Origin of the sequence: Rubripirellula reticaptiva (assembly GCF_007860175.1) — a bacterium.
GTDB classification, from domain to species: domain Bacteria; phylum Planctomycetota; class Planctomycetia; order Pirellulales; family Pirellulaceae; genus Rubripirellula; species Rubripirellula reticaptiva.
The window spans coordinates 290229-304797 of the sequence record NZ_SJPX01000005.1 but is presented as its reverse complement, the minus strand read 5'-3'; the positions used below and the strand labels follow the sequence as shown (position 1 = coordinate 304797).

Annotated in this window: 11 protein-coding genes; 5 read left to right on the top strand and 6 right to left on the bottom strand. The window is 55.2% G+C overall.

The annotated features are described in order from the left end of the window. Positions 1 to 58 precede the first annotated feature (58 nt). Entirely contained in the window at positions 59 to 793 is a 735-nt protein-coding gene (locus tag Poly59_RS22285; protein ID WP_146536321.1) for an ATP-binding cassette domain-containing protein, read from the top strand. Then, on the top strand, positions 790 to 2979 hold the full coding sequence (locus tag Poly59_RS22280; RefSeq protein ID WP_146536320.1) for an ABC transporter permease subunit/CPBP intramembrane protease: 2190 nt from the start codon (positions 790 to 792) through the stop codon (positions 2977 to 2979). The genes Poly59_RS22285 and Poly59_RS22280 overlap by 4 nt, the downstream gene beginning before the upstream one ends. Positions 2980 to 3001: 22 nt before the next feature. Here Poly59_RS22280 and Poly59_RS22275 read toward each other — a convergent pair whose 3' ends face one another. After that, complete coding sequence (locus Poly59_RS22275) at positions 3002 to 4504, bottom strand: sulfatase family protein (RefSeq protein WP_390621527.1); 1503 nt, start codon at positions 4502 to 4504, stop codon at positions 3002 to 3004. Positions 4505 to 4571: 67 nt separating this feature from the next. Continuing rightward, positions 4572 to 5489 (bottom strand): DUF2059 domain-containing protein, encoded by a 918-nt coding sequence (locus Poly59_RS22270; protein ID WP_146536318.1) that lies wholly within the window; start codon positions 5487 to 5489, stop codon positions 4572 to 4574. Between the two features lie 230 nt (positions 5490 to 5719). Here Poly59_RS22270 and Poly59_RS22265 point away from each other — a divergent pair, with 230 nt between their 5' ends. Continuing rightward, positions 5720 to 7102 carry a helix-turn-helix domain-containing protein gene (locus Poly59_RS22265; RefSeq protein WP_246151858.1) on the top strand — a complete coding sequence of 461 codons (1383 nt, stop codon included), beginning with the start codon at positions 5720 to 5722 and terminating at the stop codon, positions 7100 to 7102. A gap of 33 nt (positions 7103 to 7135) precedes the next feature. Here Poly59_RS22265 and Poly59_RS22260 read toward each other — a convergent pair whose 3' ends face one another. Further along, entirely contained in the window at positions 7136 to 7420 is a 285-nt protein-coding gene (locus tag Poly59_RS22260) for a DNA gyrase inhibitor YacG (RefSeq protein ID WP_146536317.1), read from the bottom strand. Between the two features lie 839 nt (positions 7421 to 8259). On the opposite strand from Poly59_RS22260, the gene Poly59_RS22255 reads away from it, so the two are divergent. After that, positions 8260 to 9732, top strand: coding sequence for an RNA polymerase sigma factor RpoD/SigA (locus Poly59_RS22255; RefSeq protein ID WP_186776448.1), 1473 nt, complete (start codon positions 8260 to 8262; stop codon positions 9730 to 9732). 77 nt (positions 9733 to 9809) lie between these two features. Here the strand turns inward: Poly59_RS22255 and Poly59_RS22250 are convergent, their stop codons facing one another. Then, entirely contained in the window at positions 9810 to 10592 is a 783-nt protein-coding gene (locus tag Poly59_RS22250; protein WP_146536315.1) for a LuxR C-terminal-related transcriptional regulator, read from the bottom strand. Between the two features lie 402 nt (positions 10593 to 10994). On the opposite strand from Poly59_RS22250, the gene Poly59_RS22245 reads away from it, so the two are divergent. Continuing rightward, entirely contained in the window at positions 10995 to 12134 is a 1140-nt protein-coding gene (locus Poly59_RS22245) for a TonB-dependent receptor (RefSeq protein ID WP_146536314.1), read from the top strand. 14 nt (positions 12135 to 12148) lie between these two features. Here Poly59_RS22245 and Poly59_RS22240 read toward each other — a convergent pair whose 3' ends face one another. Together Poly59_RS22240 and Poly59_RS22235 are read right to left on the bottom strand one after the other, a co-directional pair. Continuing rightward, positions 12149 to 13519: a POT family MFS transporter gene (locus Poly59_RS22240; protein WP_146536313.1), complete on the bottom strand. Its 1371-nt coding sequence runs from the start codon at positions 13517 to 13519 to the stop codon at positions 12149 to 12151. Positions 13520 to 13573: 54 nt separating this feature from the next. Then, entirely contained in the window at positions 13574 to 14500 is a 927-nt protein-coding gene (locus tag Poly59_RS22235) for a GGDEF domain-containing protein (RefSeq protein WP_146536312.1), read from the bottom strand. Between the last annotated feature and the right edge of the window lie 69 nt (positions 14501 to 14569).

Below are 14569 nucleotides of genomic sequence, written 5' to 3'. Positions count from 1 at the left end.
CAGGGCGTTTTCACCGAATCATCCAAACACGCCGGCCATACCGGCCGGGCGTAGATCGATGCTTGTTGCCGAGTCGCTGACGAAGAACTTTTCGCTTGATGACAGTGACCTATGCGCGGTCGATCATTTGTCGTTCCAGGTGATGCCCGGCGAAGTCTTTGGGCTGTTGGGCCCCAATGGTGCTGGCAAAACGACCACGCTACGGATGATTTTGGGCCTGCTCGAGCCCGATGAAGGTTTCGCCGAAGTGGATGGTATTCGTACCGCCGACGATCCGATCGGCGTCAAAGCTCGTTTGGGATTCGTTTCGGCAAGTGACGGAGTTTACCCGTGGCTTTCGGTTCGCGAGATGCTGCTTTATTTTGCTGATCTTTATGCGGTTGATCCGGACGTTGCGGCCCAGCGATGTGAAAATTTGGCGAAGCTGATGGGCATCGAGCCGCTGCTAAGTCGACGTGCCGGTACCCTTTCGACGGGCCAGCGGCAGCGAGTGACACTCGTTCGCGGTCTGATTCATGATCCGCCCGTGATGTTACTGGACGAACCTACACGTGGGTTGGATGTGGTCGGTGTTCAGACCATCTTCGAATACATCGAACACTTGCGCCAGGTAGGCAAAGCTGTGATCGTTTGCACGCACCGATTGGACGAAGCAGAAAGACTTTGCGATCGGTTCGGGCTGTTGCACCGTGGAAAAATGCGGCACATGGGAACGATGGAAGAATTGCGTGCGTCCACCGGTCAAGAACACTTGGTCAACATGTTCGTCGAGTTGATGCGGGAAGTGTCATGAGCCAGCCGCATCACACAACGAAAAACACACCCGGTCGCTTATGGCGGCTATGTCAAAAAGAGCTAAAAGAAACTAGCCGCGATCGTCGCACGATCGTGACGTTGTTGTTGATGCCATTGTTGGTTTATCCGTTGCTGAGCATGGCGATGAACCGATATTTGTTGACTGCGGATTCTTCGGTCGAGGTCAAATACCGGATTGCGGTCAGTTCAGACGCCGAGGGCACCCGGCTGAATGATCTCCTTTGCAGTCCCGAGTCGGTACCGCCGGATGAGGTGTTGAGCTCAAGCAGCGGTAAGTTGGCTGAGTTCGTGTTTTTCAATACCTCGGACACCGAAAATGGTACGCCGCTGACTCCGGTGCAAGCTCTTGAAAACGGCGTCGTCGAAGTGGCTGCGAAGCTGGTCGAGGAAAACGATGGACGCTATTCGTTGACGCTGAAGTCGTTCGCCGGCGATGCCACCAGCCAGAATGCGCGGCGAATCATTGTGGAACGGATGCAATGGTTGAAATTGGCGTTTGCCGAAAGAGTCGCCGAGGCAGTGGATCCCAACTTCAAGCCGCCGGTCGACGTGACGGTCGCCGAAGTCGGCGAGCCAACAGAGACGCCAATTCTTGCCACGATTGTGCCGTTGGTTCTGGTGTTGATGACGATCACCGGCGCGGTTTATCCGGCAATTGACTTGACGGCTGGTGAACGCGAACGGGGCACGATGGAAGCACTGATGGCATCGCCAGTGCCGCGGTTTTATGTGCTGCTGGCAAAATATGTGGCGGTCGTGACGGTGGCGTTGTTAACGGCGCTTGCCAACTTGCTGGCCATGTTCACGACGCTGTGGTTGGGTGGTTTGCTGCCGCTGTTGACCGGTGGCGATCCTGGGTTTCCTTGGTTGGCGGTGCTGCAAATTCTGGGTTTGTTGGTACTGTTCAGCGGTTTCTTTTCGGCGGTGCTGTTGTCGTTGACCAGTTTCGCTCGGTCGTTCAAAGAAGCCCAGGCTTACTTGATTCCCGTCATGTTGTTTGCGATCACGCCGGGCATGTTGTCGTTGATGCCAGGGGTGGAGTTGTCTGGTCCGTTGGCGATCGCACCGCTGATCAACATCGTCTTGTTGGCTCGCGAAGTGTTGGGCGGGACGGTCCAGCCGGCTGCGGCCGGGGCGGCAGTGCTAAGCACGATGGGTTACGCCGCGGCGGCACTAGGGATCGCGGCAAAGTTGTTTGGCAGCGACGCGGTAACACGCACGAGCGAACAATCGATCGGGTCACTTTTTCGACGACCAAAGAAATGGACAGACGTCGCCAGCCCGCAAGCGGCCGCGCTCGTGCTGGCCTTGTTGGTGCCCATCTACTTCGTGTTGTCGAACGTCTTGATGCAGTATTTAGTCGGCGTCAAAGCGTCGATGTTGGGCGGACAAGCCGATCTAACAGACACGCAGTCGGCCGGATTGCAGATTCGAAGTATGATCCTGAGTGCGATGGCGCTAGTCGTCGTGTTTGGATTTGTACCGGCGATTGCGGCGTGGTTTGGCCGCAATCGACCGCGAACGACGTTCCGATTGCGGCGTCCGTCGATCGCTGCACTGTTCGGTGCGCTGGTGATCGGTTTGGGAGCGTGGGCGATCGCGCACGAAGCCTTTGTGCTTGCCGAGGCATTGGGTGTAGGCGGACTCAGTGAAGAAAAAATCGCTCAGACTCGCAAGGTCTTGAAGGCATGGAAGCTGGTTCCGCCGTGGGTGTTGCTGGGGACGCTTGCCGCGACACCGGCGATCATCGAAGAACTCTGCTTTCGCGGCTTTCTGTTTTCATCGTTTCGACGGGTGATGAAGCCGTGGCAAACGATCACGTTGACGGCACTCTTGTTCGGATTGTTCCACGTTTTGACCGGCAACGCATTATTGATCGAGCGTTTTGTACCGTCCACATTGTTGGGTTTATTGTTGGGCTGGATCGCGTATCGCAGCGGTAGCGTGTTGCCCGGAATGGTGATGCACTTTGTTCACAACGGTCTGTTGGAATTGGTGGGCCACTATCACGAGAAGCTCAATTTCTTGGGTGCTGATTTTGACAATCAAACCCACCTGCCACCGATGTGGATCGCAATCGCAACAGCGATCGCCGTGATCGGAATTTTGATGGTTTGGGCGGGGACGCGGACCAAGACTTTGGCTACGGTTCCGGCACACTAACGTTAAATCGAATCCAGCGAACTTACTCGAAGTACTCGGCTGGGAAGCTCGCTTGTTTTGATTTCGCGGGATCACGCCGCGGGAACAGCGAACCGCGATCTTCCAGCAGTGGCATCTCGTTGCCGCCGGTAGACTGGATCATCGACCACAGGTTTTCGTTCAGTTCGGCGATTCGTTCCTGGTGCTCCGGTGCATCGATCAGATTGTCCATCTCGCCGGGGTCAGATTCCAAATCGTACAATTCGTCGCGATCCCACAATCCGTGGCATCGGATGTATTTCCAGCGACCGCCAATGATCGCGTGCAGCGTTGGCGTGTGAGGATAGTTGCGTTCCCAGTAGTATTCGTACAGCAGTGATTCACGCGGTGGCGCGGCGTCCGCGTCACCACAGACGGCCTTCCAAAAACTGGTGCCGTCGGCGCGCTGCAGTTTCTCGGCCCCTGCGGCTTCCAGCAGTGTGGGTGCGATGTCAATGTTGCCCACTAGGTCTGTGAAGACCTGGCCCTTGGGAATACTTCCCGGCGCCACCATTAACAGTGGCACCTTGGCACTCGCTTCGTACGCGACTCGCTTGTCGATCAGCCCGTGATCGCCGAACTGAAACCCGTTGTCGCCCATGTAAACGAACAGCGTGTTTTCGGCCAATCCAGCGTCCGACAAATGGCTTCGCAATTTGCCAACGCCGTCGTCGACCGCAAGCAGAGATTCACAATAGCGGCGGTAGTAAACTTCGGGCGAGAACCCATTCAAGTTGTAACCAAAGTCGACACCGTGTCGGCTGTTGCGTTGGTTGCGAACCCACATCGGCATGTTGCCAGCGTCCATTTCGTCGGTCGTTGGAATGCCGATTGGCAGAGGTTGGTCTTGGTAACGACCTCGGTGCCGATCGGCGGGCACGAAGTCAGAGTGGACCGCTTTGTGGCTGACGTACAGAAAGAACGGTTTGTTCGGATCCGTTTGTTTAAGCCATTCAATCGAATAGTCGGTAAGTTCGTCCGTGATGTAGCCGGTTTGAGCGACGCGTTTTCCGTTGACGTTGAGTCCGTCGTAGGTCGTCTGGGGAACCTCACGCGTGGTGCCATGGCCGTCGGGCCAATACGTGCCTTGGCCCTTGAATGCGATCCAGTGATCGAAACCGCGCTGCGGATCATCGATCTCGCCGCCCATGTGCCACTTGCCGACGAAGGCCGTTTGATAGCCAGCGGCTTGCAACTGTTGGGGGAAAAATACCAGCGCCGGATCAACCGGATGATAGTTGTCGACGACACGGTGATTGTGCGCGTATTGGCCGGTCAGAATGGACGCACGACTTGGTGAGCAAAGTGAAGTCGTCACGTACGCTCGCGTCAGCATTGCACCATCACGAGCGAGCGAGTCGATGTGCGGCGTTTCGAGGAACGGGTGCCCGGCGGCACCAAAGCAATCGAAGCGGTGGTCATCGCACAACACGAAAACGATGTTCAGCGGTTTCTTGTGGTCCGTATGCGCGATCGCTTCGCTGATCAGCGGACGGCTGAAAAGCAGAAAACTGCTGGCAAGAACAATCGATACAGAGACAGCAGATTTCACGGTTGAGCCTTACGGATAAGTCTTACGGTTGAGGAGCGATTTCGTTAATGCCAGCGGCGCGAAGTTGAGTCTCTCGTTTTTCGATCGCCCGGTGCAAGTCTTTGATGTTCGCTTCGGCAGGTTTGACGCCCAATTCACCGCTGGCAATCGCCAAAGCGGGCAGCAATCGGACTGCTTTTTGTCCGACCGGAGTGCTGTAGAAAGCGATCATCTGTTGGATCTCTTCGTCGGTGAACGAGTTGTCGTACAGTTCAACGATCTCGTCCTTCAGCACATCGTACGCAAAGTATTTTTCGAAGAACTCTCGGATTAGTTCTCCGTAAGGACTCATTTCTGGACTTTGCCTGACGTTCTGTTCCAGCATCCGCTGGATCGTTTGCTTCGCCGCTTCGTCCGACTGCAGCAGATCAAGCAGCGTCTCGACATCCGATCGCGGCGAACCGGGCGACGGCTCGACAGATTCCAACGGATCCGCGGTTTTTTCCGCCATCGATTTGATCGAAACCAATTCCGATAGGGTTTTGTCATTTTCGACGGAGGCTGGTTGTAGTTCCGAGTCATCTGTGGCGCTGTAATGCATGCTTGCGTCCGGCATCTTCTTGCCGATTTCTGGTTGCAGCTTGGCCTTTTTTTCAATGATGTCCATCGCCAACTCATCCTCGCCGGCTGGCTGATAGTTCTCTTCCAGGCGAAGAATCACTTCGCTGGCTTTGGCCTCTAAATCTGCCCCGGTTGTGCCTGCAGCAATGCTTTTGGCCAAGGCTAGCTCTCGCGACTGAGAGTCCTGGCGAGAAACGCGATAGAGCCCCCAGGCCAGCACCAGAATCGTCGCAAGCCCGAGAGCATCGAGAATTCGTTTCTTTTTGCGGGTCTCAAGCCGTTTCAGGTTCGTCGCTAGGCGATCAACGCGACCCCACAGCAGCTTCAGGCGGGTCTTCATGCGGACCTTCGGGGTGGGAGAGATCAAGGTATGAAGGAGGTTTGGGGTTGAAGGTAGGAGCTGGCTATCGCAGGATTGTAGCTGTCCATCGGTTAAAACGCGACTTTGGGATACCTAAACCGCATTGACGTTTTTAACAGGTCGCACACTCGCAGCCGATCCATGAATCTGAATAATGAAGCATGCTGATGATGCCTTAATTTTCTCCTGTAAACACTCGGATTCGATCGTTGACCGTCCCCCCCGATCTTTCCGTTAATCGCGACACCTCGGATGACGAAGTGGCTGGTGAGTTAGCCGACGAAATCGCTGCCGATCTGTTCGAGGAAGATGCCGAGGAAGATGTTGCGGGCGCGGCAACGGCGGGCGCGGCTGATGGGGTGACGCCCGGTGACTGGGTGGCCGGCAAGCGAGTCGCCTTGGTCGGACGTTTCGGTGGAATGAACCAACGTGAGGCGACCAATGTGCTGCGATCTTACGACGCCATCGTGGTGGATGTCGATCACGAGTTAGTGGACTGGGTGGTGGTCGGCGCCGAAGAGTCACCGCTGGCGGAAGCCGAGTTGTTGAGGGATTCGGTTCGCGAAGCCGCTGCGGCTGGGCAGGTCGAGATTCTGCACGAAACCGATCTCTGGCATCGGCTTGGGTTGGTGGATGTCGAGCAAGCCATTCGTCGTTACTACACGCCGGCGATGTTAGCGCATTTGTTGGGTGTGTCGGTGCGAGTGATCCGGCGGTGGCAGCGCCGAGGTTTGATCACGCCGGTGCAGACGCTGCATCGATTGCCGTACTTTGATTTTCAAGAAGTCGCGACCGCTCGGCGATTGGCCCAGTGGATCGCCTCGGGCGCCAGTCCTCAGGCGATCGAGCAGCGTCTGGTGGAATGGGTCGAAGTCTTACCCGACATTCAACGGCCGCTCGATCAGTTGTCGATCTTAATCGAAGGCAAACATGTCTTGATGCGACAAGGCGAAGGGCTACTAGAACCGGGCGGCCAACTTCGGTTCGACTTTGATGCGTTTGATTCCGGAATGCTCGACGCCGGGGCGAGTGAGCCCGTTGATGACCTGACCTTTCCCCCTGCGACGCTGGCGATCTTTTCGGATATCGACAAGGTGCCCGACGAGTACTCGCTGCGGCATTCCTCCGATGCCCAGTCCGATGCGTTGTTGTCGGCTGCTTTTGTAGCCGAAGATGACGGTGATTTCGCAACCGCGATCGACTATTGCCATGCGATCATCGCCCGAGATGGCCCGCGAGCCGATATCAGTTTCCAGATCGGCGAAATGCTTTACCGTCTCGGCGAGCCGGTCGCTGCGCGCGAACGTTACTACAGTGCGATCGAAGTGGATCCCGACTTTGTCGAAGCTCGCGCCAGTCTAGGCAGCGTGTTGTCGGAAACTGGTCAGTTGGAATTGGCGGTGGCAGCTTTTCGCGGAGCACTGTCATTGCACAGCGACTATGCGGACGTGCACTACAACCTTGCACGCGTTCTGGACCAACTAGAACGTTCCGTCGAATCAAAACATCACTGGAAACGATTCCTGGATTTGGCGCCGGACAGTCCTTGGGCGGGCGAGGCGATCAGCCGGATTGCAGAAATCGATGAGTGAACTAATCGATAAGTGAACTAGCCGACGAGTGAACTAGCCGTAAGCATCGTCATCGTCTTCGTCTTCGTCGTCCACCGATTCGCGTTGGCCGCCCATGATGTCGCTGTTGCCGCCTTCGTGAGGCACGCTGATTTCTTCGTCCAGCCAGCGGCCCATATCAATCAACTGACAACGTTCGCTGCAAAACGGCGGCGTGGGTGTTTCGTCGATGCGAAATGGTTGGCCGCAAGTGCTGCAGCTAAGAATTCCCGTGCGACGTGCAGGTGATGCACCCGAGGCACGGGCACTGTGATTGAGGCTAGGGTCTTTTCGGTGCATGGATATTGGATTGCCGAGGATCGGATGATGGATTGATGCCGCCGTGCTGGATCGCGATGGGTTTGAATCAACCTCGCCCGTCGCCAGCCGAATGTCTCGTCGTGTGTCTTGGACATTAACTAGTCGACACCTAGTCGACTGTCTGGGGCGCCGTTGTTCAAGTCGCGTTGTTCAAGTCGCATTGTTCAAGTCGCATTGATCGACTCGCGTCGTACAAGTCGCATTTTTGTGATGTTGGATTCGATTTGGCTAGCCACGATGGAAATGCGAACTGGGTATTTTTGCCCCGGTGTCCCAAAATGTCTCAATGAATCCGGGCTCGAAACTCGCACTGGATTGAAATTGGTCGTTGGACGTTCAAGTTGATTCGTCGTGTCGCAAACTGGGATGGGCTTTTGGAATAAACGATTAGTTAGTGGGAAGCATCTTTTTCGGTTAGCCCAACACACGAGGAGTCGTATCCGTCTCGGTGATGTGTAAGTGCGGGATCCTTTCTCCGTTTTTTACAATCGAAACGCCAAGCTTGGCAACGAAATCGCGAAAAAAGTGCAAGCAGCGTGACTAACGAGGCGGATGCGGCACCGCGAAAGCAATTTTAGGAGGGAACCAGGCGCCAAGATCGTGACAATCGGGAACCAGGAATGTCCTTGATGTGTCAGAGAACTGGCAACTCGGCTGAATGGTTTGGTCGCGGGCTGCTCTTTAGGCTGCAACAGCCGGGGGGGCTTGTCCGGCGTAAAAACTTTTTAGGCACGACAATTGCGTCTTGTTCCCTATGCCCACCCCCAGGCTGCCAAGCAGCCGACATCCTTTTCGAAATTCGAGGAGCAGGAAAAATCATGGTTTCCCTCTACTCACCTGAAACCACTCAGCTCGATCCACGCGTCCGTACGGTCAGCGTGCGTTCGGGCGATCGCTCGTCGGTTTCTAACCCAAGTCGTGAACCCTCGCGTACAGTCTACGCCGATGACCAAGCGGATGCGCTCGGTTTGTATCTCGAGGAGATCGCGCGGACTCCGTTGCTTTCGACCAAGGACGAGTTGACTTTGGCAATCGAGATGGACACCGCGCGAGGTGTTTTCCGACGTCAGATGTTACGGGTCGGATATGTAGCAGAGTCCGTCGTTGCAGAACTGACGGCGGTAGCCGAAGGCGAAAAGAGAGCCGATCGCACGCTCGATTACTCGGTCAGCGATGCGAAAGCGAAAAAGGCGTTGTGCAATCGTTTGCCGCAAAATCTGCAATCGATTGCAGGCATTCGCAAGTCGATGAAAGAGAACTTTGAATTAACGGCAAGCCGATCGGTGTCGGCACGTCGTCGAAAGCAGGCCTTTCAAGCATTCGGCAAGCGGCGCGAGCATTCGGTCGTTTTGATCGAGGAATTCGGCGTCCGGTTGTCGTTGATCGAAGAGTTGTACGGCGATTTGAAGCGGCGTTTCGGCCGCATCCAAAACTTGCGTGCGGCGATTGATGCTACTTCGGATGGCGAAGTTCGTCGCGAGTATCTGCGTTTGCTGCGTCCGACGATGCACTCATATGCCGGGTTGGCTCGTCGTCTGAAACTGATCGAGAAGGCTTATTTGCGTTATTTGGATGTAAAGAGCAGGCTGGTCGAAGCGAACTTGCGATTGGTCGTTTCGGTGGCCAAGAAGTATCGCAATCGAGGTGTATCGTTCTTGGATTTAATTCAAGAAGGCAACGCTGGGTTGATGCGGGCGGTCGAGAAGTTCGAGTATCGTCGTGGTTTTAAACTTTCCACATACGCAACCTGGTGGATTCGTCAAGCGATCGGTCGCGGAGTTGCCGAGCAGGGGCGAGCGGTAAGAGTTCCTGCGCAGGTGATCAGCGAACTGAACGAGTTGTCGCGAGTCAAAACACGGTTCTTTCAAGAAACGGGACGCCGTGCTTCGAAGAATGAACTCGCGAAGTTGACGAACACGTCGACGGAACGCTTGGCGGTGCTGGAACGAGTCGCGGAAACACCGGTCAGTCTGAACCAGAGCGTTTCGGGTGGGACCCAGCAAGAGTTTGGGAATCTCTTGCCCGATCGAGCTGACACGACGCCACCGGACAATGCCGATGCGAACGACCTGAAACAACGGTGTTCCGAATTGTTGGGAACACTGGGCGACCGAGAACGCCAAATTCTGTTGATGCGTTTCGGGTTTGGGGCTCATTTCCCACACACACTGGCTGAAGTCGCCAATGTGTTTCAGCTTAGCCGCGAGCGGGTGCGTCAGATCGAGCGAGCTGCGATCGGTAAGCTGAAGGGTGCCGATGTGTCGGATCACCTGGAACAGTTTCTTAGCTAACGCTTGGGCTTTGTTAAACACTGGGCGTTGTAAAACACTGGGCGTTGTAAAACACTGGGCTTTGCTGACGATTGTTATCACAAACCAAAGTCAGCAAAGCCGTTGTCCTGAAGCCGAACGAGTAGTTTGATCAGGTCAGCAGCCTGATCCAGATTCATGTGTCTGAATATTTGTGAACGGGCGTTTTCGACCGTTTTGTCCGACACGGACAGCTCACTTGCGATCGTTTTTAATTTCTCACCGCGTGCCAGTGCGGCTGCGATTTGTTGATCGCGCGGCTTTAGTTTTGCAAACTGATTCCACGAGGCATGAAGTGGCAGCAATCGTACATGCCGGTCGCTGATGCTAACCCTCATCAGCCGGCAGATGCCCAGAATCGCGTAACGAGGGTGCCCAAGTCCAAGTAAGGATGACTTGTACGTTCGTAACGTGATGGAGCGACCGTGTGAGTCCCGGCAAGGATGGGTGAACACAACGTCGTCAGCGCCCGAGATGATCAGCTGATCGGAGAGTTGCGATGCTGCGATCAGCGATTCGTCCAGGTACGCTGATCCAAGTCGGCCCGTTGGGCTGACATGGTGAGAGAACAGTTTGCGGTACGAATCGTTGCAGTCCAGTATCGTCCCATCGGTGGCTTTGATGAAGACACAATCAGGCCTCGAATTGATCGCAATGTCGGTGGGAGTGTCTGCCAAGATTGCGGCGTGGACTTCGGACACAATCGAACGGCATTCGGCCATGAAGGATTCGACCTGATCAAATCCGTCTGGCTGCATCCCGTTGCCCCCGGTGTTCACTCGTGTCCCCAATCTGGATCGTGGGTTGTAGAAATTGGTTGTCGACTGTGGGTAGCCGATCATTCAATCGGAGCGAAGATCCACTCAACGGCATGCCATCCACTAGCCTCTTGTTAATAGTGTAGTGCGGCGGCAGGCCGAAAGGGGCAGTTTCGAACCTGCCGCGCACTACCAAGAGCTTTGCCGGGGCACGGGCAAAGCTCTCATTACGAAAAATTGCCGGAGCGATTTCCGTACTAGCAAAGTATCGCACTCTTTTACGGTTTGCCGCACTCAAAGTGCGGATTTGCGAAAAATTCTTCGTGAAATTCAATTTATTGCAGATTTAGACCAATTTTTTTCACTGAGTGTGACGTTTTTACAGGCCACGAGCGGTCGGAGCAGTCCGCATGAAGGATTTCAGTTGATTCGCCCGTCGTCATTTTGGTAGCAGTCAACCTGTCCCACTGTTCTTCGGAGTTTGCTATGCGGTTGTCGCAATTTTGCCTTGCCAGTTCGCTGGCGGCGGTTTGTGCCGTCGCCGGATGGGACACGCCAGTTTCAAATGCTCAAACGATTTCAGGTTCGGATCTACTGCGGAGCAATACATCCCAAGACCCGCTGTTTGGCCAGCATGCTTTTCGCGACCGTGTCGTGCACGATCCGGCCTTGGGCGATCGCTCGATCAGCGATCTGATTCTGAGTGGTCCAGTCATCGATCCAACGATGGACGGAATCTATCCGCCGACCGTCTACATGCCTGCCGATTCGGTGGCGTCGATGATGGTGAGCCAGGCCGCGGGCGAGGTACCGATTGAGCGGTTCAGGAAAAGCTTCTATCAAGGCACCGAAGTACTTGGCGGGCATCTTTGGGACACCGGCAACGATGACGTCTCGGGGCGAATGAACCAAACCTTCGAAGAGGCGAGGATCAATTTTGGGTTTCCGATCGGCGTGATCACCGGTGGATCGATGGATAATATCGTCGGATTTCGTCCTTACTTTCGTGTCGATCACTTGGACGGCCCGACCGGCATTGACGTTCCGGGTTCAGTCTACGACACCGGTATATCGATATTGAACCAAAAAAAATGGTCCGAAGTTTTCTCGACCACCGTTGTTGTCACCCCGTCGGTGCGAAGTGACTTCGACACATCCGACAATGGGTTTCGTTTGTTTGGATTGGCGCTGATGAACTGGAAGCCGCGTCCGAATCTAACGTTGTCCGCTGGTGTCGTTTACTTTGCCCGTAATGACATTGGCTTGTTGCCTGCTGTTGGATTTGTTTATTTGCCAACCCCATGGTGGAAAATCGACGCGACCATGCCACGTCCGCGGCTTGCCCGTCGTTTGTGGAAAAACGGCGGCCATGCAGAAGGTTGGGCTTTCGTCGGTGCCAGCATCGGCGGCAACACATGGGCCGTGAAGCGATCCAGTGGCGAGTCGGACGAATTAACGGTCCGAGCCTACGAGTTGATTGGCGGCTACGAAGTGATCGGCGCCGGCAACCGCGGCTTCAACATCGAAACCGTCTACACGTTCGGTCGTCGTATCGAGTACGAACGAGACGACGTGCGTATCGACCTTAGCGATGGCGTCGGTATCCGAGCCGCTTGGCAATTTTAGTCGCTTCGGTGCGATTAGCCTTCGCTGCCCTCGGCGATCGAACGCTGAGATGCCTCGTTGTCTTGGATAAATGTCTTTTCGCGATAGAAATATGCGACAAAGATGAAGGCAACTGCGGCGGCGAACATCAGTCCGGCAAAGAACCAGTAGTACATTGCCCCAGGCAGCTTCGATGAACCGTCCGCGTTCAGGATCACTGCGTTGACGCCTGCGGCAATGAAGTTGCCGAGTGAAACCGACAGCAAGTACAGGCTCATGATGATGCTTTTCATGCTGTTGGGAGCCTGCGTGTAGCTGAACTCCAGGCACGTGATCGAGACCATCACTTCGGCTGCCGTCATGATGAAGTACGCAAAGACTTGCCAGCTAATGCTAGTCGTGTCGCCTGCTTGAATTTTCGATTCGGCAACCGCAATCAAAGCGAATGCCAACACCGACAGGAACATCCCGATTGAAACTTTTCGCAGTGATGTCAGCGGGAAGACCTTGCTAATTGCCGGATAGACCACGTAACTGAACAGCGGTACCAGCACCAAGATCATGAACGGGTTGGCAGCTTGGATTTGGCTGGAAAGCAATTCGAATCCGAACACCGTCCGGTCCATCTTTTCAGCCTGCAAAACCCAGCTCGTCGCGGTTTGGTCAAACAGACTCCAGAAAACGGCAACCAGCAGATACACCGGAGTCAATTTCAGGATAACCTTCAATCCTTCGCCGGTGAACGCTTCCTTGAAAACCACGATTCCGCGGGGCGGAATGTGAACGAATTTGTTTCGGCCAAGCCAGAAAACGAACGTCGCGATGGCCATCAAAACGCCCGGCACACCAAAGGCGACTTTGGATCCGAATCGGTCCAGCAAGAACGGCGTCGCTAGAGTCGACAGGAACGCGCCAAGGTTGATGGCAACGTAAAACCAACCGAAGACTTTTTCTAGCAAGTGCGAGTTTCGGGTCCCGAATTGGTCCCCTACATGAGCCGAAACACAGGGCTTGATCGCTCCGGTACCTAGTGCGATCAGACTAAGTCCGACCGCAAGTCCCATCCGCGTTTCGTTGATCGCTAATGCGAAGTGGCCGGCACAGTAAAGCAACGATAACCAGAGGATCGTTTTATACTTACCAAACAACCAGTCCGCCGCAAACGCGCCAAGAATTGGCGTAAAGTACGCCACCATGATGAACGTGTGCCCCCAGAACTTGGCGTCCTCGTCACCCATTGTGTCCATCGCTCCGGTCGCATCGACCAGATACTTGGTCATGAACACCGTCAAAATGGCGCGCATTCCATAGAAGCTGAATCGTTCGGCTGCCTCGTTGCCGACGATGTAGGGAATGCCCGGCGGCATGGTGGTGATGTCGTAGGGCGTCGTTTGGGGGCTTGCCATCGTGATAAGTCTTATAGTTGCGAATTGCTGTGATGCGTATTGCTGATCGTCGTATTACTTTGCTACTTCGGGAGCTCCGACCAGGATCGGGTCTCGGCCGTCGTGAAAGTAGACTCGGTTTCGTCCGATGTTTTTTGCGGCGTATAATGCTTCGTCGGCTCGTCGCAGCACGGGGCTGACGATCATGTCGTCGCGTGGTTCGCTAAGCCCGACACTGATCGTGACGTCGATCGTTTTCGAACCCGCCTGCATCGGGTACTCCGATACAGCCTTACGCAACTCGTTCATTTTTTCCGCCGCGACTCGCAGTGGCCCGTCCATCACGGCCGCGAATTCTTCGCCGCCGAATCGTGCGACCATCAGCGAACCGTCCAAGCGAGTCCGCAGCACCGAGGCTAGCTGTTTTAGCACTTGGTCGCCGGCTTGGTGTCCGTGCGTGTCATTGATGACTTTGAATTTATCGATGTCGATCAACGCGATTACGAATGATCGACCGCCCGCTCGGTAGCCGATGAACAGTTCGTCCAATCGGTTGTCCAGTGCTCGCCGATTGAACAGACCCGTCAGTCCGTCGGTGCGGGCTTCGGTTAGATAGCATGCGATTTGACGGGTCTGTCGTTCGAGCTGTTCTTCGGCTTCGTCGAGTTTGGACTTTAGTTGCTCGTTGTTCTGCATGATCTGTTGCAAGACGGCGACGACTTTGATTTCGGCAGGCGATCTTGCGCCGTCCTTTTGGACCGCTTCGCTCAAGCGGACCAGTTGTTCTTGGTTGCCGGACACGTTCCCAGCGTAGTCGTGGGTCCAGGCGCCGAGTTCCTGCATCAACTGCAGAAGTTGCTGGCGATCATCGTCGCTGAGGTTGTGTCCATCATCGGCGGTTCGCCGTCGGCCGCGACGGTAGCCGATCAGAAAGCCGACGGCCAATAAAATGGTCGCAAGCACGATCCCGGCGATCAGCGGCGTAGCTTCTGCGAGCGACATTGGCGAAAAATCCCTGCCTTGTTCACGTTTGCCCTGTTCACGTTCGCCAGGTACACAATTCCCAGGCTG

What these genes read in the sequence shown, in the direction of transcription:
- Poly59_RS22280 (WP_146536320.1), top strand. Translation starts at nt 790, where the DNA reads ATGAGCCAGCCGCATCACACAACGAAAAACACACCCGGTCGCTTATGG.
- Poly59_RS22285 (WP_146536321.1), top strand. Translation starts at nt 59, where the DNA reads ATGCTTGTTGCCGAGTCGCTGACGAAGAACTTTTCGCTTGATGACAGT.
- Poly59_RS22250 (WP_146536315.1), bottom strand. Translation starts at nt 10,592, where the DNA reads ATGATCGGCTACCCACAGTCGACAACCAATTTCTACAACCCACGATCC.
- Poly59_RS22240 (WP_146536313.1), bottom strand. Translation starts at nt 13,519, where the DNA reads ATGGCAAGCCCCCAAACGACGCCCTACGACATCACCACCATGCCGCCG.
- Poly59_RS22235 (WP_146536312.1), bottom strand. Translation starts at nt 14,500, where the DNA reads ATGTCGCTCGCAGAAGCTACGCCGCTGATCGCCGGGATCGTGCTTGCG.
- Poly59_RS22255 (WP_186776448.1), top strand. Translation starts at nt 8,260, where the DNA reads ATGGTTTCCCTCTACTCACCTGAAACCACTCAGCTCGATCCACGCGTC.
- Poly59_RS22260 (WP_146536317.1), bottom strand. Translation starts at nt 7,420, where the DNA reads ATGCACCGAAAAGACCCTAGCCTCAATCACAGTGCCCGTGCCTCGGGT.
- Poly59_RS22245 (WP_146536314.1), top strand. Translation starts at nt 10,995, where the DNA reads ATGCGGTTGTCGCAATTTTGCCTTGCCAGTTCGCTGGCGGCGGTTTGT.
- Poly59_RS22270 (WP_146536318.1), bottom strand. Translation starts at nt 5,489, where the DNA reads ATGAAGACCCGCCTGAAGCTGCTGTGGGGTCGCGTTGATCGCCTAGCG.